Genomic DNA, 20872 nt, shown 5'->3' with positions numbered 1-20872 from the left:
AGCCGGTCACCGACCCGGCCACCGGGTTTCGGCCCGTTCGGCGGGGCCGCGCCGGCACCGGTGACGGCGGCCGCTCACGTGCCCCCACCGGCCCCGGCCCCGCGACCTCCCGAGCACCGGCGACCCGGCGCACGCGCCGCCGGGCGGCACGCCATTCCGCCGGGGATATCGATCAGCCCGATGTTCTGCCTTCTCAGGCCGCTCTGTGGCGTCGCCCGCCGGTCCAGTACCCGCAGGCGAGCACGCGTTCGATGCGCGCCTTGATGTGAACCGGCCGATAGCTTAGTCTGCTGCTCCGTGCCACAGTACCCCCGGAGATCATATTCCGGCCTATATCGGTCATAGACATTTATTTTCCTCCTAGATTTTTCACGCCCTGAGTGTAAAGATCGTTTTAGTCGAAAAGCCAACCCGAGGAAGGGCTCCAGTGGAGTTCCGCATTCTCGGTCCCGTGGAGTTGTGGGCCGACGGTCGGCGACTCGAGCTTGGCTCGGCCAAGGAACGGCAGACGCTCGCGATCTTGTTGTTGGCGCCCGGCCGCCCGGTGCCCACCGAAGCGCTGATCGGCAGGCTTTGGGCCGGGAACCCGCCGCCCAAACCACGTGACAGTCTGTACGCCTATATCGCCCGCCTCCGTGGGCGTTTGAACGCGCTAGAGGATGGGCGGGCCCGGCTTCGCTCCGGTTCCGGGGCCTACAGCCTCGAGGTCGACCCGGACACCGTCGACCTGCACCAGTTCCGGAGATTGTGCGATCAGGCCCAGGCGGTGGCCGAGAGCGGCGACGCCGAACACGCCCTGGAACTGCTGCGCGAAGCCGACCAACTGTGGCGGGGCGAAGCGCTCATCGGAATGGACGGCGACTGGGCCGCCGAAATTCGCACCGGCCTTGAAAGCGAGCGACGGGCGGCGACGCAAAGACGCATCGCCGTCCGGCTCGATCTGGGCCACCACGCGGAACTCGTCGCAGAACTGTACGGGCTTATAGCCCAGCACCCTCTTGACGAAGAGTTCGTGAAGTACTTAATGGTGGCCCTTTACCGCTGCGGTCGGCAAGCGGATGCCTTGGCCGCCTATCGCCAAGCCCGCCTCCGCCTGGACATGGAACTGGGAATGGAGCCCGGGCCGGCCCTGCAAGAGGCGCACCAGCGCATTCTGCGCGGCGATGCGGACCTCGCCGCTCCACCGTCTCGTGGCAACATCGTCCAGCGGGAATCTCCGAACGACCTGCCGAGGGACATCCCCAATTTCACCGGCCGTGCCGCCGAGATGGAGCGGCTGGTCAACTCTCTCGAGAACGGATCCTTCGGCAACGCGGGCCCGATCGAGGTCATCGACGGGATGCCCGGGGTAGGCAAAACGGCCTTGGCCGTACATGTGGCGCACCAACTGGCGGATCGCTATCCGGACGGCCAACTGTTCCTCCGGCTCCGCGGTCACGATCCGAACCATGAACCTCTCGATCCCCGCGACGGGCTCGGAGGCCTGCTCCGCCTCCTGGGCGTCGCACGCAATCGCATACCGGCCTCTCTCGAAGGCAGAGCCGCCCTGTGGCGGAGCGAGCTGGCCGACCGAAGAGCGATCATCATCTTGGACGACGCGGCGGATCAGGACCAGATCCGCCCTTTTCTGCCCGGGACATCCGGCTGCCTGGTGCTGGTCACCAGCCGCCGCAGGCTCACCGACCTCGAGGGCGTCAACTCCGTCTCCCTCGACGTCTTCCCAGCCGAGGACGCCGCCGCCCTGTTCCGGCAGGCCGCCGGCGAGGACCGCGCGATGGGGGCCGATGACGTCGGATCGGTCGTACGGCTGTGCGGGCGCCTGCCGTTGGCCATCCAGCTCGTGGCGAATCAACTCCGCCACCGGCCGGCCCGTAACGTGGCCGATCTCGCGACGCGGCTCTCCCGGGCCAGGCTCCAGCTGGCCGAGATCCGGGCGGGCGACAGAGACGTGGCGGCCGCCTTCGAGCTGTCGTACCGCGGGCTGACCGACGAGGTCCGTCAGGCGTTCCGCCGGCTGGGCCTACACCCGGGAATCGATCTCACCGTGCAGTCGGCCGCCGCCCTCATCGGCTGTACCCCCGACACCTGCGAACGCATTCTCGAGGAGCTGCTCGACCACCACCTCATCGAGGAGGCCGTCGCCGGGCGGGTACGATTCCACGACCTGCTGCGCAAGTACGCCGCCGAACGCGCCCTGGCCGAGGAGCCCGAGCACGAGGCGCGGGAAGCCGTCCACAGGCTCCTCGACCACTACCTCTACATCGCGGACAAGGCCGACCGTGTCATGTACGCGCACCTACGGCGCACCCAGGTCGACATCGTCCATGTCCCTGATGCCCCGCCCCTGCTCGAGAGCGTCCAAGAGGCCCAGGAGTGGCTGAAGGCCGAACGCGTCAACCTCGTCGCGAGCGCGCAGTACGCGGCGGACCACCAATGGCCGTCCCACGCCTGGCAGCTCCCACAGGTCCTCGCCACCTTCCTGGAGCGCTTCGGGTACTGGGACGACGCCGTGGTGACCCACGAGAAGGCCCTGGTCGTCTGCCGCACCACCGGCATGCGGGAATGCGAGGCCAAGGCACTGCTGGAGCTCAGCCTGGTGCGCGGCCACACCGGCCACTTCGACCTGGCGCTGAGCTACTCCAACGACGCCCTCGCGATCTACCGATCCATCGGCGATCACGTCGGCGAGGCGGAGACGCTTGATCAGCAGGCCCGCGTGTGCTGGTACTCGGGGAGGTTCAAGGCGGCGCTCTCCCATGCCGAGGCGGCTCTCGAGATCTTCCGCAGCGTGGGCAACCCACATGGTGAATGCCAGGCCCTCATCCACAAGGGGGTCGCGCTGTGGCAGGCGGGGATGTACCTGGAGGCCGTGACCGACTTCGAGGAGGTCATCACCCTCAACCGTGACATCGGGGACAGGCGCGTCCAGGCACAGGTGCAGAACAACATCGGTGAGATCGCCCTGCGCCTCGGGGACGGCCGGCGGGCGATGCGGATGTTCCACGACGCCCTGGTCGCGATACAGGACATCGGATGGGCGCAGAGCGAGGGCGTGGTCCTCAACAACATCGGAAACGCACACCAGTCTTTGGACGAACCCGATGAGGCGCTGCGCTTCTACCGTGAGGCGTTGAAGATCTATCAGGCCACGGGTGACCGCCGGAATACGGCGAATGTTCTTAACAATATCGGTGCCACCTATGTACGTGATCAACGGTATGCCGAGGGGCTCATCCACCACCAAAAGGCTCTGGGCATCGCACAGGTGATCGCCGACCCCTTCGAGGAGTCGCGCGCGCTGCGCGGCATCGGTGAGGTACATCGTGGCTCCGGCCAATACTCTGCGGCACTCGGCCACTTCAGACGGGCGTTGACGCTCGCCCGCGACCTCGCCGATCCCTACGAGGAGGCGTGCTGTCTCGAGGGGCTCGGCGACGCGACCCTCCGTATCCAGGGTCACGACGCGGCCGAACCGCTATGGAGTGAAGCACTCGCCATCTTCGACCGACTGAACGTGCCTGAGGGAGAAGCTCTGCGCGCACAATTGCATGATCTTGGATTGAGCGTTTCCTGACCTTCTCGCTGACCTCTTATCCCGACGGTCACTGAGCACTTCTCTCTGTAGTCGTATCTCTATAATCCCAGGTCATCCACTGCCACGGCTTCATCGTCACGCGATTGACTAACCGAAGTTGTCAAATGCCCCCCGCGACCTTCGCATGCCCGCTACGATGCGACGAATGTGACAAAGAGGTACTAATGAGAGGAGGTAGTGGTGGCACGCGCTTTCCAGATGATCTTCTTCGGGCTGGCCTGAGTCAGCAGGGCGGCGGTCACCCCGAGCCGCCGACGTCGTAGCGGTAAAAAAAACTCGAATCCAAGTGTCGATCAGGTCGGAGTGAGCCCCCGTCGCGCAACCGGAAATCACCGTCATCCTCGAACGCGATCAGTACTCCGACAAAGACCCCGGTGTCCCCGAATCAGCGCCGGCGCGTAGACCACGTTCACCGGTCTCTTCCCGGGCACCAGCCGCCGATAGAAGCTGGTCATCGGCGAGCAAGCGGGGCGGTAAGCGGGCCGAGCAGGCCGCCGAAGTAATGCCTTCGGAGACAGCTTCATGCAGCCCGCTGCGTCGTAAAGAGCGGTCGGCCGTCGTTCCACAGTGATTGACGACGGCGCATGCCGCAAGCCGTTATTGCCGAACAGCTATTTTGGCATGCCCTTCACCGTCTTCACCAACGACGGTCGACGCTCTTTATCACCCGTCCGAACCTGTTCAAAAGCCTGCTGCCGGCCGTTGACCGGCACGCCCGGCCGTTACCTTGTGGGCCCGTTACCGCGTGGGCCTCAGGTCGATCCAGCCCTGACGGGCGCCGGCCCCCTGCTGTGGTGGCTCGACGCCGACCCGGTCGGTCCATTGTGCGACGGCCCCGGTCGCTCATGTCTCAAGCGCCACAAAGGCCCCATTGCCGACTGTGCGAACATCGGCACCTGTGGTTTCTCGGCTGACCACGTCGAATAGCCGGCCGCCGACTCGTAACGCGGCGAATTCACCCGCTGACCTGGACTGCAAGGTATCAGCAAGGTTCTCATCAAGGTGCAGCGCGCATCCTGGCAGGCAGGCGACGAACCTCGCCTGCGGAGTCGAAGAACCGGCCTGGAGAGCTGCAGATGGCAACGTCTCGTTCTGAATGGCGCCTGACGCGGATCACGCACTCAGCACCTGTCAACGGCGATTTGAAGAGAGTGCACGACAGTGCTCGCGTTGTCAACAGGGTGTTCTCAGGACAATTCAGTCAGCGTCGCTGCCGACCTCTCCAAGGACCTGGATCCGCTGATGAATCGATGAGGGGTTGCCATGAGGCCGACGGAACCAATCATGGATGAGACACGAACGCGGGTCCTCGAAGCGCGGCGGACAGGTGTCCTCCGCCACCGCACGCACATCCTGCTCCTCGGAGAGGTCGCCGAGGTCTCGAACGCCACCACGATCGTCACCTTCGCGTCGCCCGGGGTTCTGTCATGACCTGGGCGGACATGGTCTTCCTCGTGATCGCGGGGGTGGCTGCGGGCGCGCTCAACACGATCGTGGCGGGAGGATCACTCATCAGCTTCCCCGCCCTGGTCTGGCTGGGCTACCCGCCCGTGTGGGCCAATGTCATCAACAGCCTGGGACTGCTGCCCGGCGGGATCTCCGGCGCCTACGGTTACCGCACGCACCTGCCCAAGAACCCGGCGCTCATCGGCAAGATCATTGCAGTGGCCGTGGTGGGTGCTCTGATCGGCAGTGCGCTCCTCCTCACGCTGCCGGCCAGATTCTTCACAGTGGCCGCTCCGGTGCTCATCCTCGCGGCCTCGGTCCTGGTCGCCGTACAACCACTCATGATCCGCCGCGCCGCGCGGGCCACGCTGCCACCCCACGAGCCCGAGCCCGTGACGCGCCCTGCCGAGGCGCTCGCCAAGGCCGCGTCCGGACCATCCCTCGTCAAGGCCGCCTCCGGACCAACTCTCTCCGGGGCGTACCTCGACGCGCCCGCCGCCGATCTGGACGACGACGCGGACGCCCACACGGACCACGACGCGGACCACGACGCGGACGACCACGCCACCGCCGCGAAGCCACGGCCGCCGCGAAGCCATCGCAGACTGGGACCGTGGGCCCTGATGCTGGCCACCAGCGTCTACGGCGGTTACTGGGTGGTGGCCCTCGGCGTGATGCTGTTCTCGGTGTTCAACGCGACGTTCCCCCGTACATCACTCCAGCAGATCAACGCCCTCAAGATCCTCACCGCGGCAACGATCAACGTGACGGGGACCGTGGTCTTCGTGGCGACCGGTCATCTGCTGCCGGTGTGGGAGCCGGTTCTGCTGCTCGGCGGCGGCGCGGTGTTCGGCGGCTGGCTCGGCGCCATACTCGGCAAACGACTCGAGCCGACGTACCTGCGGGGCCTCGTGTTCGTCACAGGTCTGTTCTCGGCCGGCTGGCTCGTCACCACCTGACACCCCTCCCCTCGTGAAGCTGCGGAAGACGGGTCCGGCGCCTCCACCGGCGCCGGACCCGCTGACGTGCGACCACGAGCCGCCGGGGCCACGGCGCGGGCGGGCGCGGACGTCAGGCACCATGGACAAGTGACTCGTGCGGGACAAGAGGACCCGGGTGGCGGATTCGGCACGCTGCCCGGCCCGTCTGACATGTACGGCGACCCCGCGCTCGCGAAGTTGACGGATCGGATCGCGGACGGCGGCGTGGTCATCCTCAGCGGGGCCGGCCTGTCGACGGAGTCCGGTATCCCGGACTACCGCGGAGAGACCGGCCGCCGGCGGCGGGCCGAGCCGATGACGTACCAGACCTTCATCGGCAGCGTCGCGGCCCGCCGGCGGTACTGGGCGCGCAGCCACCTGGGATGGCGGCACGTCGCTCGTGCGGCGCCGAACGCGGGGCATCGCGCCGTGACGGAACTGCAGCGCCGCGGGCTGATCTCGGGGATCATCACGCAGAACGTCGACGGCCTGCACCAAGCCGCCGGTGCGCAGGACGTGATCGAACTGCACGGCAGCCTGGATCGCGTCACCTGCCTCGCCTGTGGCCGGCGCTCCTCGCGGGCGCTGCTCGACCAGCGCCTGCGAGAGGCCAACCCCCGCTGGGACGCACAGGACGCCGCGATCAATCCCGACGGCGACGCGGTCCTCGCCGACGACCAGGTCGAGGCCTTCCACCTCGTTGACTGCCGCGACTGCGGCGGCGTGCTCAAACCCGACGTCATCTTCTTTGGCGAGAACGTGCCACGACCTCGGGTCGAGGAGTGTTACGCCCTGACCGAGCGGGCCGGGACCCTGCTGATCCTCGGGTCGTCGCTGACCGTGATGTCGGGCTACCGATTCGTCCGCCACGCCGCCGAACACGCCGTTCCGGTCGCGATCGTCAACCAGGGGTCGACCCGAGGCGACGCCCACGCCGTCCTCACCCTCGACACCCCACTCGGTTCGACGCTCACCGCGCTCACGGCACTGACCGCGCGAACCAGCGCGATCGATCCCTAGGCGTCCGGTGTACGGGGCGTACTGCGCGTACGCGTGCCGGACGTGGATGCTGTTCGCGGCGGCGGCCCTGCCGCGGTGGAGCGCGGGTGGAGCGCGGGTGCAGTGCACCCCGCTGACCCTCCGCGAGCGGCGCGAGTTGAGATCTCGGTAAGGGACGAACCTCGCAAACTACAGCATCTCTGGCTGTACGGTAGGACCCATTCGGCCGCCTGACCCGGTGACCAGCGAGCAGTCGAGACCCCCTGTTCTCCTGTGATGTGCAGAGGTCCACGCAGCTCCGAGTCGCCCCGTCGGGCGTTCTGCACACTGAAGAAATCTGGAGATCTTCGTGGCGAGAATCACTCCACGAGCCCTGTCGATCACGGCGATCACCGCCGTGGCCGGTCTGCTCATCCCGCTGTCCGCCGCTCAGGCCCAGAGCGGTTTCACCCCCGGTGCGCCCGGCGCCGGCGACCCGTACTTCCCGGACATGGGAAACGGCGGCTATGACGCGCAGCACTACAGCCTCTCGCTCACGTACGACCCGGGCACCAAGGCGATCGATGCCCACGCGACGATCCGTGCCCGTGCCACCCAGAACCTGTCCCGCTTCAACCTCGACTTTCTCGGCCCACTGAAGATCAGCGCACTGACCGTCGGCGGGCGCAAGGCGTCCTATCAGCGGACCGGTGCGCAGGAACTCGTCATCACCCCGCCGAAGGGCCTGCGGCGCGGGCAGTCGTTCACGGTCGACGTCGCCTACTCCGGCGTACCGCAGAACATCGACGACGACGCGCTCGGTGTCTCCGGCTGGATCGCCACGCACGACGGCGCGGTCGCTGTGTCGCAACCGTTCGGCTCGGCGACCTGGTTCCCGGTCAACGACACGACCAGCGACAAGGCGACGTACGACTTCACGATCACTGTGCCGAAGGATCTGAAGGTGCTGGCCAACGGCGAGCCGGCCGGCACGCGGACACACGGGTCGGCCACGACCTTCCGCTGGGTCGACCGGCAGCCCACCGCCAGCGAACTGGTGATGGTCGCCATCGGAAAGTTCGATGTCAAGGACACGCGCACCGCGAGCGGCCTGCGCAACATCACCGCCGTCGACCCGGCCGCGATCCTCCCGGCGAACCAGGCCACGGCCGGTGCCGACTTCAACAAGTCCACCGCCGACGTCATCGAGTGGCAGCGGAAGGTGTTCGGCCGTTACCCGTTCTCCTCCGTCGGCGGCGTCACCGTACTCGCCCCCAACGTCGGCTACGCGCTGGAGACCCAGACGCGGCCCGTGTACGCGCGCAGCCGGGCCGGCGCGATCCCCAGCGCCGGGCTCATCGCCCACGAACTCGGCCATCAGTGGTTCGGTAACTCCGTCACACCGGCCCAGTGGAAGCACATCTGGCTGAACGAGGGCTTCGCCACCTACACGGAGTGGCTGTACACCGAGCAGCACGGCGGCGACACCGCGCAGCAGCACTTCGACGAGGCGTACGACTCCGCCGACACCGACTGGTCCGGCAAGGTGGCCGACCCGGGCCGCGACCACATCTACGACGACCTCGTCTACACGCGCGGCGCGCTGACCATGCACGCGCTCCGCAAGGAGATCGGCGACAAGGCGTTCTTCGAGTTGATCAAGGCGTGGCCGGAGGCGCAGCGCCACGGCTACAGCACGACGGAGGAGTTCGTCCAGTTCACCGAGCGCCTCACCCACAAGAACCTGGACACCCTGTTCCAGAAGTGGCTCTACACCGACGGCAAGCCCTCCGTCTGAGCAGGCACGTACCCGGCAGACCCCGGCCCGGTCGCGGCCGGGGTCTGTCGCGTCCGCGGCCCGTGCCGCCCGCGGTGGACACCGGGGTCGTGCGCCGGACCACGACCTCGTAGGCTCACGCCATGCGCGGATCAGCCGAGGGCCACTGGGAGCACGAGCGCTACTGCTCGGCCATCGAAACCGAGATCATGCGGTTCGCCGAAGTCGTCGACGGGGTGGACCCGGCCACACCGGTTCCGTCGTGCCCCGGCTGGACGGTCGCGAAGCTCATCAAGCACGTCGGCATCGTGCACAGGTGGGCGGAGCACATCGTGGCTCACCGCGCCAAGGAACCTGTGTCGCAACGGGACGTGCCGATCGACCTACCCGCCGCCGAATCCGGCTATCCGGCGTGGCTCGCCTCCGGAGCCGGGCCGCTCGTCACGGCGCTGCGTGCGGTCGGTTCCGGCACCCCGATGTGGGCATGGGGTCCGGACCATCACGCCCACTGGTGGTCCCGCCGCATGCTGCACGAGACGACCGTGCACCGGGCCGACGCCGAGATCGCGGTGGGCCGCGCGCCGCACATCGAACGGGACGTCGCCGTCGACGGCATCGACGAGTTCCTCACCAACCAGGCGTACACGCGCGGCGGCGAGCACTCCGCGGACCTCGGTGGGAAAGGCGAGACCGTACACCTCCACGCCACCGACGCCGACGGAGAATGGATGATCACCTTGGCCGCCGAGGGGTTCACCTGGGAACCCGGCCACGGCAAGGGCACCGTCGCGGTCCGCGGGCCGGCACGCGATCTGCTGCTCCTCACCTACGGCCGCGTCCAGCCGGCCGATGGGCAGTTCGAGATCTTCGGTGCCGCTGATCTGCTCGAGCGGTGGCGGGAACTGTCGGTCTTCTGACCGTCCCCGGTCCACGGTGGTACGGCCTGCCCGGTCACGGCGGTACGGCCTGCCCCGGTCGCGAGACCGACAAGCCCGCCGGCCGAACCATGCGGATCCGGAGATCCGCGCGTTCGGCCGGCGGCGAGTGGCGCGGTGGGGCGACAGCGGCTCAGTAGCGGGTCAGTAGGGGATCGAAGCGGGTCAGAAGCGGGTCAGCGCCGGTTCGGACCGCGGCGGGGATGACGAGGCCTGAGCCGGGTCGGCCGCCGATTCGGCCAGGGCCACCCGCGCGTGCACGCGTCGCAGTGGGCGCGGCAGCCACCAGTTGCCCCGTCCCAGCAGAGTCATGGTGGCCGGGACGAGCAGCATCCTGACGATGGTCGCGTCCAGCAGGATGGCGAGCGCCAGCCCGAACCCGATCGCCTTGATGGGGACGAAGCCGCCGAAGACGAACCCGGCGAAGACCACCGCGATCATCGCGGCCGCCGCGGTCACGATGCGGCCGGTGTGCTGCAGGCCCTCGGCGACCGAAGCCCGGGAGCCGGCTCCGGCCAGCCACCGCTCCCTGATCCGCGACAGCAGGAACACCTCGTAGTCCACCGACAGCCCGAACGCGATCGCGCCGATCAGCACCGGGACGGTGAGGTGCACGTAGCCCAGGCCCTCGGTGCCGAGCAGCCCGGCCAGATGCCCTTCCTGGAACACCCAGACGACGACGCCGAGCGCGGCACCGATGCTGAGCAGGTTGGTGAGTATCGCCTTGATCGGCAGCAGCACCGAGCCGGTGAAGGCGAACAGCAGGATCAGCGTGCCGAACACCACCAGCGCCACCGCCAAGGGCAGCCGTTCGGCCAGCATCGCGCGGTAGTCGACGAGCTGAGCCGAGTCTCCGGTCACTTCGACGCCGAAGGGCGCCGGCAGATCGCGGATGGCGGTGACGGCGGCACGGGCCTCCGCGCCGTCGGCCGCACCGCGCGGCGTGGCGTGCAACGCGGTCAGCTCGGGCCCGAACTCCTCCACCTTCACCTCGGTGACTCCGGGCACGGCCGCGATCGCCTCGCGCAGCCGGCCGAGCTCGGGGTCGTTCGCCGCCGTGTCGGCGAGCACCTGGATATCGCCGGACCACCGTGCCTGGTCCGGGAAGTGGACGGTGAGCTCGTCCCACATCTGGCGGGTCGAGGTGGAGCCCGGCAGCATCCGGGGGTCGCCCTCGGAGATGTGCAGCCCCAGGACGGGAGCGGCCAGCGCCACCATCGCTCCGGCGGTGACGACCAGGGTGACCACCGGCCGCCGCTGCACGATGTGCGCCACCCGGGCGAACATGCCGCCACCCGCACGCCGCTTCGCCGGGGAGATCCGGTGGCCGAACTCGGTGAGCAGCGCCGGCAGCAGCGTGAGCGCGGCCACCATGTCCACCAGCACCACCGCGGAGCCGGCCAGCCCCATAGAGCGGAGGAACGGATCCGGGAAGACGGTCAGCCCGGCGAGCGCGACCGCCACGGTGAGGCCCGAGAACATGACGGTACGGCCGGCGGTGGCGGCGGTACGGGCGACCGCGGCGGACACGTCGGGCGCGGTGGCGCGCTCCTCCCGGAACCGGTTGACCACCAGCAGCGCGTAGTCCACCGCCAGTCCGATGGCGAGCATCGTGGTGACCTGGATGACGTAGACGGAGATGTCGGTGACGCTGCTGAAGGCATAGAGGACGCCGAAGGTCGACCCGATGCCCACCACCGCCACCAGCAGCGGCAACCCGGCCGCCAGCAGACCGCCGAAGACCACCAGCAGCAGGACCAGTACGACCGGCATGCTGATCATTTCGGCCCGGGCCACGTCCTTCTGTGCCTGTTCGTCGAACTCGGTGTCCGACAACGGTCCGCCGCCGATGGCGACCGTCCCGGCGTCGATGCCGCGCAGCCGTTCGGCGGCACCCTCCGCCGCCGCCTCCTGCCCGTCCCCGGGCGCCAGCGTGACCTCGACCAGCAGGGCGTTGCCGGTCTTGGCCGACGGCAGCGGCTCGGACACCTCGGCGACGCCCGGCACCGCCCGTGTCTTCTCGATGGCCGCCGTGACGCTCTGCCACAGCGCCGGGTCCGTGGCCGGCCGGCCGGCCACGACCGCGGTCAGCGTCTCGGGTCTCGGCGCCGCGTCGGCGAGCCGATCCGCCGCGCGGCCGGACTCACTGCCGGGCACGGTGCCGACGTCGGGAACGAGCCGGTCGAACACCCCGCCGCCGATGCCGAATCCGACGCCGACGATGGTGAGCCACGCCACTATGACGACGAACGGCCGTCGGGCGGCGAACCCGGAAATCGTACGGATCATGACAGCCTCCAAGGTTTGACAGCTGCCCTGATGCTGATCGTTGGACCCGTGGTCGCGAATCGCCGCGAAGAGCGGACCTGCGGCCCGCTCTCACGAACGGGCGACTCCGTCTCAGGAGTGAGCCGGCGGCGAGGTCTCTCCCGGCTGCACCAGACCCGACTCGTAGGCCAGCACCACCGCCTGTACCCGGTCACGCAGACCGAGCTTGCTCAGCAGGCTGCTGACGTGCGTCTTGACGGTGTGCTCGGTGACGTACATCGCCCGCGCGATCTCGGCGTTGGACAGTCCCCTGGCGACCTGACGCAGCGCGTCGGTCTCCCGGACGGTGAGCGTTTCCAGCCGCGCGTCCGTACGAGGACCGGCCGCCACGGGGCCACCACGCCCGACCACGTCGGCGATCAGCCTGCGGGTCACCGTGGGCGCGAGCAACGCCTCGCCGGCGGCGACCACCCGTACCGCGTCGACCAGTTCTCCGCGCCGCATGTCCTTGAGCAGGAAACCGCTGGCACCGGCGCGCAGCGCGTCGTAGACGTACTCGTCGAGGTCGAACGTGGTGAGCACCAGTACCTTTGCGCGGGTCTCCCGGCAGATCGCCGCGGTGGCCTCAATCCCGTCGACGTTCGGCATCCGGACGTCCATCAGCACCACGTCCGGGTCGAGCTCGCGCGCCGCCCGGATCGCCTCGGCTCCGTCGGCCGCCTCACCCACGATCGTGATGTCCGGCTGGGCGGAGAGGATCATCGCGAAGCCGTCGCGCACCAGCCCTTGGTCGTCGGCAAGGAGGACACGAATGCTCTGCTCGGGGGGCACGGCCTAATTCAACGGCAAACCTGCCACGACACGGAAGCCCACTCCGTCCGGACCAGGGCCGAAGGTCAGCTCGCCACCGGCCACGGCGACCCGTTCGCGCATCCCGACCAGCCCGTTCCCGCCCGGCCCGTTCCCGCCCTGGCCGTTCCCACTCGGCCCGTTCCCGCCCTGGCCGTTCCCGCCCTGGCCGGTTTCGCCGCCCGCACCGTGCCCGTCGTCGCCCACCTCCAGCCGCAGCGCGTCATGGCGCCACGTCAGCCGGACCCAGGCGGTGCTCGCCGCAGCGTGCTTGACCGTGTTGGTCAGCGACTCCTGGACGATCCGGTACACGGTCGCGGCGAGATCGGGCGGCACCTGCCGCGCGTCGCCGTCCTCCTCCAACGTGACGGCCAGGCCGGTGCGCCGGACGTCCTCGACGAGCGCGGGCAGGGCATCGAGCCCCGGCTGCGGCCGCCGGGTCGGCTCCTCGGACCGCAGCACGCCGAGGGTCCGGCGCAGCTGGGTCAGCGCCTCCCTGGCCGAAGCCGAGATGGTGTCGAACACCTGCTCCGCCTTGTCCGGGTCACTGCGCACGGCCAGCGGACCGGCCTCGGCCTGTATGACGATCATGCTCATCGAGTGGGCGATGATGTCGTGCATCTCCCGGGCGATCCGCTGGCGTTCCCGCGCGGCGGCGGCGCTCTGCTCCTCCCCGAGGCGGCGTGCCCGCTCCTCCAGCATCGCGATCCGGTCGCGGCGCGCCCGGGCGGCGGTGCCGAGCGCGTACGCCACGGCGAAGGCGATCGCCACCGGGCCCAGGTTGAGGACCTTGTCCTCGGGAATCAAGATCGATATCGAGAAGCCGACGACCGTGCCGGCCATCGCGATCACACGTTCCACCGGCGGGCACAGAGCGGCGAACGTGTAGGTGGCGACCAGTTGCGCCGGAGGCAGGTCGCCCAGCATGCCCACCACGGACAGCCATGTCGTACTGACACCAATGATCATCGTGATCTCGAACGGATACCGGCGTCTCCAGAGCAACGGCACCGAATTGGCCGTGGCCGCGAGCGGAACCCACCACTCGAGCTGCTCGTCGATGCCCGCCTGGAGGACCGTGTTGATCCAGCAGACGATGACGATGACCGCGTCGACGGCGAGCGGCGGAAGCCCTTGCGCCCGCTTCGCGAGCCGCTGCGCGTACGCGGTGACGCTGCCCATCTGATCTGCTCCTGGTGCCGACGACCCTCAGTATCGAACGCCGGGCGTCACGGCGTCCTCACTCTCACGAGGGAGTCGGCTCACCCGCGACGAAGCCGTGGGGGTGGTGCGTCTCCCCGCGTCGTCAGGAAGCCGGCCTGTCGTCGCCGGTCGCCGGCGCCGCAGCCGTTCGGCGACCTCGGTGTCGTACTGCTGTGCCTCGTTGCGCGCCCGCAGATCGGCGAGCTCCCGCTCGTACTGCAGGCGCTGGGTCTCCTTGAGCCGGCCGGTCGCCATCTCACGCTGCGCGATGGCCTCCTCGGACTCCAGCTCGGCCAGCCGCGCGATCTGCCCCTGTGGCCAGCGGCCCCGGAGGAGGCGGCGCGCTATCCGGCACCGCGCTCGGCGCTGCCGCACTCCGCCGGGACCTGAGATCGTCCTCGAGCACGGGTATGAAGAACCTAGGCTCCTGCCGGATCGGCGAGCTGTACGGCGAGTTCGTGGCCGAGAAGTTCCTGCCCGGGGCGTCCATCACCGGCGGCCTCCTGGAGGCGGCGGGGAGCTGCGGCCGCTACCGCCGCTGGAGACCGGGACCGACCGGGAGTTCTACGACTACACCGCGAAGCGCGATCCGGCGCAACGGCGCTACCACTGCCCGGCCCAGAGGCGGTGCACGCGCATCGCCGGCTCCTGGGCCGGGAGCAGTTCGTCGGCCGGGAGCGGGGTGTCAGTAGGTGATGACGACGCAGCCGTTTCCGCCGGGGAGGCCGCGCTGGTGGGGGGGAGGAGCTGGGTTGGCGCCGTTTCCGCCTCGGCCGGTGCCGGCGGGGCAGGCGCTGGATACCCCGGCGCCGGGTGCGCCTCCGGCGCCTCCCGCGTCTTTGCCCACGCTGGGCGCGCCGTCCTTGCCGAAGTCTTGTCCGGCGTCGCTGCCGGCGCACCAGGTGGCATTGAAGCCTCCCGCGCCGCCCGCGTTGCCGTGGCCGCTGGGGCCGGTATGGCCGCCGCCGCCGGCGTCGGCGCTGGCGCCGCCGGAACCGCTGTAGCTGATGGAGGAGGCCGTCCCGGAGAGGCCGTCGCCGTTTGGTGCGGCGCCGCCGGCGCCGACGGTGACGGTCAGTGTGTCGCCGGGGCGGACGGCCAGGGTGCAGAACGAGGTGGCGCCCCCGCCCCCACCACTGCCAGGGACCATGTAGGCCTCGTTGCGGGTCCCCATACTGCCGCCTCCCCCGGCCCCGGTGAGGACGACCCTGATCTGGGATACGCCTTGGGGCACGGTGAGGGTGTACGTGCCCGGTGTGCTGTAGGGCTTTGTGGTCTGGGCGTGGGCGGGAACGGCTGCGGCCACCGGCATCAATACGCCGGCCGCCGCTGCGACACCCACGATGCCTCCTCTGACGCGACAGATGAAGTGGCCGGTACGACGGTTGGGCTGGGTGGTGTGCATGGGCTCTCCGTGCTTGCGTTATGGATGTTGCGCTTGTGGCCACCAACCATATGACTACTCAGTGGAGTTGTACGACTACGCTACGGTGGCGGCGGTGAGCGGCGCCGTCAGGTCCGCCAACGGGCACACCTTCGGCGGGCTGTCGGACGCGGCCTTCCCGATGATCCCGCTCCTGAAAGCCGGCCGGTCGCAGACCTGGCCGTTCTGAACCCGACCTGAGCGACGCCCAGGCCAGGCTGCACGAGACCGAACAGAAGATCCACCAGCTTGCCGACGAGGTCCGCGAGGACATCCACAGGTCGACCTGACTGCGCAGAGAGCCTCGCGGGGCGACGGCGGCTTGTGAGCGGTGAACGCCACGGCCTGCCGAGATTGGGCACCGTCACAGGTCGGTACCTTGATCGCTTCGGCTCTCTTGACGCCCGTACCCAATGATCGGATGCTGACATCCGGTCTCCCGGAGTCGGCGGTGCCGTGACCTGACCTCGCAGCCCTGGCATGGGTTCCCGGAACGGTCGCCGTCACGGTCCGCATGCGGGAGTGTCGTGGCTAGAGAGAGGGCTACGCGATGTTCCGAAGGTTCGTCGCCCTGTTGTCCGCACTGCTCCTGGTGCCCGTGGTGATGCCGCCCGCCGCTCATGCGGGCGGCCACCGGCTGCGGCCGGTCGTCTTCGTACACGGTTTCAGCGGTTCGGGCGGTCAGTTCGAGACGCAGGCGCGGCGGCTGGCCGCCAACGGTTATCCGGCCGACCACATCGAGGCCCACGAGTACGACTCGCTGTTCACCGTGAACACCCGGGAGCAGGTCTTCGCGGCACTCGACCAGCGCATCGCCCGGTTGCGGAAGAAAACCCGAGCCGACCGGGTCGACCTGCTCGCGCACTCTCTCGGCACCAGCCTCATGCAGACGTACCTGCGGAGTTCGCCGGCGCGTGCGGCCACCGTCGCGCACTACGTGAACCTCGACGGCGCGAGCTCGGCCGACCTTCCGGGCGGCGTACCGACCCTCGCCGTGTGGGGCGAGGGGTCCACCGAACGAAAGGTCGGCGGCGCCGCCAACGTCTACTTCTCCGACCAGTCCCACACCCAGGTCGTCACCTCGACCGACACCTTCGCCCGGTTCTACGCGTTCTTCACGGGCCGGTCGCCGCGCACGACCGCGGTCACCCCGCAGCACGGGACCGTGCGGCTGTCCGGCCGTGCCGTGCTCTTCCCGACCAACGTCGGTGCCGATGGCGCCCGCCTGGAGATCTACCGGGTGGACCCGCGCACCGGTGAGCGCACGACGCGCAGGCCCGCCGCGACCTACCAGATCAGCGGCGACGGATCATGGGGACCGTTCAAGGCACGCGGCGACGCGCACTACGAGTTCGCGGTGGTGTGGAGCGGCACGGCCGTCCACCATCTCTACTTCGAGCCCTTCCGCCGCACCGACGCGCTGGTCCGCCTGCTCACGAGCAGGCCGGGCGAAGGGCTCGCGGGCCTGATGGACGTCAGCGAGCGGCACTCCGCCCTGGTCATCAACCGCCAGAAGGAGTGGTGGGGCGACCAGGGCGCGGCCGGCGACTCGCTACGGATCAACGGACGCGAGGTGCTGAACGCCGCCAATACCCCGCGGACCAAGCGGACGATCGGGATCTTCGCCTACGACGCCGGGAGTGACGGTGTCACCGACCTGAGCGCGCCGATCCCCCAGTTCTTCGCGCAGCCCTTCATCACCGGACTGGACCTGTACGTTCCCGCTGCCGGACGGCCGGACCGCCCGATCTCGGTGGTGTCGCATCCTCGCGGCGGAGACGGCCACGTCGACTCGCTGACGATCCCGAGCTTGCCGTCGAACGAGCACCGGATCTCGGTGCAGCTGGACGACTACGTGCGCTGACGCCCGCCCACCAGTGACCTTCGTGCCGACAGTTCAGCCAGGATCGCCTCCCGCGGTTCCGACGTCGTACCCCTGGCGGGGCGCGGCTGCTGGGTATGAACACCTGGAGACCGGGCCACTGTCCGGGCTCCAGGGCCCGGCATGGTGCCGACCGGGGGCCCGGGCCGGCTACGGACGAGGAGCACCGCCGTGGATCAGCAACGCACCGCCGCTGTGGCCTACCAGGCCATCCGATTCACGATCGAGACCGGGGCGCCGTTCGACGACTTCCGTTCGCGCTACGAACGAGCGGTTCCGGAGTATCCGGCGGAGCGGTTCGACGCGCTGGTGGCGCGTGCCGCCGGCTGGCAGGAGGTACTCGACCTCGCTGACGAGTCCGCCCCCCACCACTTCATGATCTATTGGAGGTACGAGGCGCACCCGATGATGCGGCTGGCCGGTGACCCCTTCCGGTGCGTCGAGTACCTGATGGGCAATCACACCATCGCGGAGCGCATGTTCCGCCACGAACCCTCGATCCTGCTCTACGCGCCACTGCGCACCGTCATCGCCGAGGGCGCCGACGGCATCACCCGCTTGTCGATGGACCAGCCCAGCGCCCAGTTCCGCGGCTTCGGTGATCCGCGGATCACCGAGGTCGGGATCGACCTGGACCGGAAGGTCGCGGCGCTGCTGCGGCATCTCGAGGTCCCCGTTCCGAGCGCCCTCACGGGAGAGCCCGCCGGCCGTCGTCCGGATCAGGGATAGCCGGGGAACGGCCCGTTCTTCAGCACCTCAGCGCGATGGCCCGGCCTCGGCGCCGTCGGCCCGCAGGAGCGCGGTGACCTCGATGTCGTACAGCAGTTCGGGGTCGAGGCCCATGGACGCGAAGTTCCCCTCGATCTCCAGACTGACGAAGCCGTGCAAGCGGGTCCAGACACCGACCGCCCGGAGCGCGACGGCGGGGCCGCCGCCGACCATGCGGCGGTCTCGCGCCCACTCACCGAGCTGGTCGTCCAGCACGCTCGGCGCACCGGTCCCACCCTGCGGTACGAGGTCGGCGAGGACGTCGAGCAGGACGTCGAGCAGGACGTCGATGTCGCAGGCCAGGCAGGTGACGGATCAGCCGACCCGATCCTCGCAGGGAAGGCGATTGTCACCTCCGAAGTCGAATGTTTGTTCGACTCTTGCCGGTGACTTTCAGTAGAGTTTGAGTGTGCGGTCAGTAACGATCGATCTTGATGCGGCCTCCCCCGGGCAGTTGGTGGAGGCGGCGTCGGCGGTCGTGCTGGAGTTGGCCGGCCGCCCTGCGGTCGAGTCCCCGGCCGCGTGCATGGAACTCACCCAGTCCCTCGGTCGCACCCTGGATGTGGGTGAGGCCGCCCTGTCGTCCCTGATCGGCGTGGTGGACCGTAGTGGTGAGGTGCGCCGGTGGGGGTTCTCCTCCACGTCGGCGTGGCTCAGGAAGCAGCTGGGGATGCGCACCGGGCGGGCGAATGAGCGGGTGTTGCTGTCGCGTCAGTTGCGGCGGCTGCCATTGGTGGCCAAGCAGTGGGCCTCGGGTGAGTTGCCTTTGGGGTATGCGAGCACGATCGCCCACGCCGTCAACCGGCTCAACGACGACGACACCGCAGCCGCCGAAGCCTCCCTGCTCGACCTCAAAGACCAGGGATTCTCGGCGGGTCAGGTCGCGCGTGCGGGTGAGCGGATCGGTGAGGTGGTCGCCGACCGCGACGACACCGAGGAACCACCGGCCGAGGCCAAGCGGCCGTTCAAGCGCTCCTGGGTGGAGAAGTCCAAGAGCCTGGACGGGGCCGCCTGGGTGAAGGGCTGGCTCAGCCCCGAGGACGCCGCCATCTTCGACGACGTCCTCGAACCGTTGGCCACCCCCACCGGCGCCGGAGACGACCGCGACCACGCCCAACGGGTCGCGGACGCGCTGATCAGTGTGCTGTCGCAGGGGCACCAGCGCAGTCCTCTCATGGTCATCATCCAACTCCAGACCCTGCACGGCGCGAACGTGCCAGGGCGGCTGCCCGATGGGACGCCCGTCCCGGCGCCCCGGGTGCGGCAACTCGCCCTCAACGCCGGAGTGTCCGCCCTCATCCTCGGACCCGACGGACACCCCCTCTACCTCGGGCGCACCACCCGGTTCGCCACCCCACGGCAACGCCAGGTACTCCGCGCCCTGTACGCCACCTGCGTCGTGGACGGATGCGACATCCCCACCGGACTCTGCGAAATCCACCACGTTGACGGATGGAAGCTGGGTGCGTCCACCGACATCGACAAACTCGCCCCGGCGTGCGGGTTCCACAACCGATGGATCGAAGACAACCCTGATCGGGTGCACACCATCCGGGACCCCAACGGCCGCTACACCATCCACTGCCTCCCGCCCTGGGACGCAAAACACCCCCAACCCGACACCAAACGAAACCCTCCAAACCAGCCAAACCGACCTAGCCAACCGGACCGGCCGAGCTGGCCGAGTGAGCCGAAGGAAGGCGACCGACAACCCGAAGGACCATGACCGACGACACCGCCAACCGGCGATGACCCAAACAAAGGGGGGGCACGCCCTCTCAGCAGCCGACGGCCAAGCCTGCGAACGGTGGAACGCGCCGAACCAAGCCGCCGCCAGGTCTCGCCTCGACGGCAGAGGTTCTCAGTCGCCCCAGGTACCGAAGAAGACGTCGTCGAACGGCGCGGGGAACGGGTCGTTGATGGTGCCGTCGGCGTTGAAGACCCCGCCTACGTGCAGCAGTTCGGTGTCGGCGAACGTCACCGAGCCGGTGGTGTTGGGGGCACTGTGCGTACGCCCGTCGACCACATAGGTGATGGACCGCGGGGTGACCACGCAGGCCACGGTGTGCCATCGGCCGTCTGCAACCAGATCGACCGGTGCGAACACCATGACGCGTCCTTGGTCGCCCTTGACGACACAGCCCTGGCGGCCGGCGTCGAGCTGCAGCTTCCACTGGTTGGTCGTCTCGCTGTACCTGCCGCGCTGGAGGAAGTTGGCGTCCGTGGTGAACGCCGTGTCCATCTTGACCTTCGCGCCGTAGGTGAACGACCTCGTACCCGGGTTGAACGCCTCGTCGTCGGCGGTCGAGTCCAGCCTGATCAGCGCGCCGGACAGGTGCGCTCCGAGACCACGGCCGGCCGCGACGGTCCGGAGCGCGCCTCCTGGCACGGCGGCGTGCACTACCCCGGTGTTCCCGTGACCGCTGTGGTCGCGGATCCGCGAGGCGCAGTCGACGACCGGAGTACGGCACTCGTCGAAGGTGTAGAGGAGGTGCACCGGGTTGTCGGCGTGCGCGGCCGAGGCGAACGTCAGCACACCCGCCATCGCGACCGCGCCGACGCCGACGATCGAACGCAGGATCATCCAGCCCTCCCGTACCCGCCACCGAGTATTGATCACTGAGACGCTATTGGGCGTGCTCTGCGACCGCAACCATTGCGCGCGCCGATATCCGCACATCGTCGTCATTGCACCGCGACCTGAAGACAGGCCTGAAGACAGGCCCCGACAGCGCCGTTTCCGGTGTTCGCTCGACTGCTCGCCGGCA

General features: G+C 68.9%; 17 protein-coding genes. 10 read left to right on the top strand and 7 right to left on the bottom strand.

What is annotated here, in order from left to right; all coding sequences use genetic code 11:
* Positions 1-427 precede the first annotated feature (427 nt).
* From HKK74_RS25195 to HKK74_RS25170, 6 genes are all read left to right on the top strand, one after another.
* Positions 428-3574 carry an AfsR/SARP family transcriptional regulator gene (locus HKK74_RS25195; protein ID WP_187245819.1) on the top strand — a complete coding sequence of 1049 codons (3147 nt, stop codon included), beginning with the start codon at positions 428-430 and terminating at the stop codon, positions 3572-3574.
* A 1305-nt stretch (positions 3575-4879) separates the two neighbouring features.
* Positions 4880-5026, top strand: a complete 147-nt coding sequence (locus HKK74_RS25190; protein ID WP_187245818.1) for a hypothetical protein — start codon at positions 4880-4882, stop codon at positions 5024-5026.
* On the top strand, positions 5023-6000 hold the full coding sequence (locus tag HKK74_RS25185; RefSeq protein WP_187245817.1) for a sulfite exporter TauE/SafE family protein: 978 nt from the start codon (positions 5023-5025) through the stop codon (positions 5998-6000). Before HKK74_RS25190 ends, HKK74_RS25185 begins: the two co-directional genes overlap by 4 nt.
* A gap of 192 nt (positions 6001-6192) precedes the next feature.
* Positions 6193-7041 (top strand): NAD-dependent protein deacetylase, encoded by an 849-nt coding sequence (locus HKK74_RS25180; RefSeq protein WP_187245894.1) that lies wholly within the window; start codon positions 6193-6195, stop codon positions 7039-7041.
* Between the two features lie 328 nt (positions 7042-7369).
* Entirely contained in the window at positions 7370-8797 is a 1428-nt protein-coding gene (locus tag HKK74_RS25175; protein WP_312881740.1) for a M1 family metallopeptidase, read from the top strand.
* A 122-nt stretch (positions 8798-8919) separates the two neighbouring features.
* Positions 8920-9693: a maleylpyruvate isomerase family mycothiol-dependent enzyme gene (locus tag HKK74_RS25170; protein ID WP_187245816.1), complete on the top strand. Its 774-nt coding sequence runs from the start codon at positions 8920-8922 to the stop codon at positions 9691-9693.
* A 183-nt stretch (positions 9694-9876) separates the two neighbouring features.
* Here HKK74_RS25170 and HKK74_RS25165 read toward each other — a convergent pair whose 3' ends face one another.
* The 5 genes from HKK74_RS25165 to HKK74_RS25145 all read right to left on the bottom strand — a co-directional run bounded on the left by HKK74_RS25165 (position 9877) and on the right by HKK74_RS25145 (position 15373).
* On the bottom strand, positions 9877-12000 hold the full coding sequence (locus HKK74_RS25165; protein WP_187245815.1) for an MMPL family transporter: 2124 nt from the start codon (positions 11998-12000) through the stop codon (positions 9877-9879).
* A gap of 111 nt (positions 12001-12111) precedes the next feature.
* Positions 12112-12810: a response regulator gene (locus HKK74_RS25160; protein WP_312881739.1), complete on the bottom strand. Its 699-nt coding sequence runs from the start codon at positions 12808-12810 to the stop codon at positions 12112-12114.
* 3 nt (positions 12811-12813) lie between these two features.
* Complete coding sequence (locus tag HKK74_RS25155; protein ID WP_187245814.1) at positions 12814-14010, bottom strand: sensor histidine kinase; 1197 nt, start codon at positions 14008-14010, stop codon at positions 12814-12816.
* A 27-nt stretch (positions 14011-14037) separates the two neighbouring features.
* The gene (locus tag HKK74_RS25150) at positions 14038-14406 is read right to left on the bottom strand and encodes a hypothetical protein (protein WP_187245813.1); all 369 of its coding nucleotides are present in this window, start codon (positions 14404-14406) and stop codon (positions 14038-14040) included.
* A gap of 310 nt (positions 14407-14716) precedes the next feature.
* Positions 14717-15373, bottom strand: a complete 657-nt coding sequence (locus HKK74_RS25145; protein ID WP_187245812.1) for a glycine-rich domain-containing protein — start codon at positions 15371-15373, stop codon at positions 14717-14719.
* 124 nt (positions 15374-15497) lie between these two features.
* Between HKK74_RS25145 and HKK74_RS25140 the strand changes: the two genes are divergently transcribed.
* The 3 genes from HKK74_RS25140 to HKK74_RS41565 all read left to right on the top strand — a co-directional run bounded on the left by HKK74_RS25140 (position 15498) and on the right by HKK74_RS41565 (position 18065).
* A complete protein-coding gene (locus HKK74_RS25140; protein WP_187245902.1) occupies positions 15498-15644 on the top strand; it encodes a hypothetical protein in 147 nt (48 codons plus the stop codon).
* Between the two features lie 360 nt (positions 15645-16004).
* Positions 16005-17318 carry a lipase/acyltransferase domain-containing protein gene (locus tag HKK74_RS25135; RefSeq protein ID WP_187245811.1) on the top strand — a complete coding sequence of 438 codons (1314 nt, stop codon included), beginning with the start codon at positions 16005-16007 and terminating at the stop codon, positions 17316-17318.
* 189 nt (positions 17319-17507) lie between these two features.
* A complete protein-coding gene (locus tag HKK74_RS41565) occupies positions 17508-18065 on the top strand; it encodes a DUF302 domain-containing protein (RefSeq protein WP_222722714.1) in 558 nt (185 codons plus the stop codon).
* Positions 18066-18092: 27 nt separating this feature from the next.
* Here HKK74_RS41565 and HKK74_RS25125 read toward each other — a convergent pair whose 3' ends face one another.
* Positions 18093-18374, bottom strand: coding sequence for a TetR-like C-terminal domain-containing protein (locus HKK74_RS25125; protein WP_246491972.1), 282 nt, complete (start codon positions 18372-18374; stop codon positions 18093-18095).
* Positions 18375-18630: 256 nt separating this feature from the next.
* Between HKK74_RS25125 and HKK74_RS25120 the strand changes: the two genes are divergently transcribed.
* Entirely contained in the window at positions 18631-19830 is a 1200-nt protein-coding gene (locus tag HKK74_RS25120) for an HNH endonuclease signature motif containing protein (protein WP_246491971.1), read from the top strand.
* Between the two features lie 135 nt (positions 19831-19965).
* Here HKK74_RS25120 and HKK74_RS25115 read toward each other — a convergent pair whose 3' ends face one another.
* Positions 19966-20688, bottom strand: a complete 723-nt coding sequence (locus tag HKK74_RS25115) for a LamG domain-containing protein (RefSeq protein ID WP_187245808.1) — start codon at positions 20686-20688, stop codon at positions 19966-19968.
* Positions 20689-20872 lie beyond the last annotated feature (184 nt).

The organism is Actinomadura alba (assembly GCF_014323705.1).
In the GTDB taxonomy this organism is placed as follows: Bacteria; Actinomycetota; Actinomycetes; order Streptosporangiales; family Streptosporangiaceae; genus Actinomadura_C; species Actinomadura_C alba.
The sequence above is the reverse complement of the archived record's forward strand: the minus strand, read 5'-3'. Positions and strand labels throughout refer to the sequence as shown.

Coding starts and splice junctions, on each gene's coding strand:
- HKK74_RS25165 (WP_187245815.1), bottom strand. CDS start 12,000: ATGATCCGTACGATTTCCGGGTTCGCCGCCCGACGGCCGTTCGTCGTC.
- HKK74_RS25180 (WP_187245894.1), top strand. CDS start 6,193: ATGTACGGCGACCCCGCGCTCGCGAAGTTGACGGATCGGATCGCGGAC.
- HKK74_RS25170 (WP_187245816.1), top strand. CDS start 8,920: ATGCGCGGATCAGCCGAGGGCCACTGGGAGCACGAGCGCTACTGCTCG.
- HKK74_RS25190 (WP_187245818.1), top strand. CDS start 4,880: ATGGATGAGACACGAACGCGGGTCCTCGAAGCGCGGCGGACAGGTGTC.
- HKK74_RS25185 (WP_187245817.1), top strand. CDS start 5,023: ATGACCTGGGCGGACATGGTCTTCCTCGTGATCGCGGGGGTGGCTGCG.
- HKK74_RS25115 (WP_187245808.1), bottom strand. CDS start 20,688: ATGATCCTGCGTTCGATCGTCGGCGTCGGCGCGGTCGCGATGGCGGGT.
- HKK74_RS25120 (WP_246491971.1), top strand. CDS start 18,631: ATGGAACTCACCCAGTCCCTCGGTCGCACCCTGGATGTGGGTGAGGCC.
- HKK74_RS25155 (WP_187245814.1), bottom strand. CDS start 14,010: ATGGGCAGCGTCACCGCGTACGCGCAGCGGCTCGCGAAGCGGGCGCAA.
- HKK74_RS25135 (WP_187245811.1), top strand. CDS start 16,005: ATGTTCCGAAGGTTCGTCGCCCTGTTGTCCGCACTGCTCCTGGTGCCC.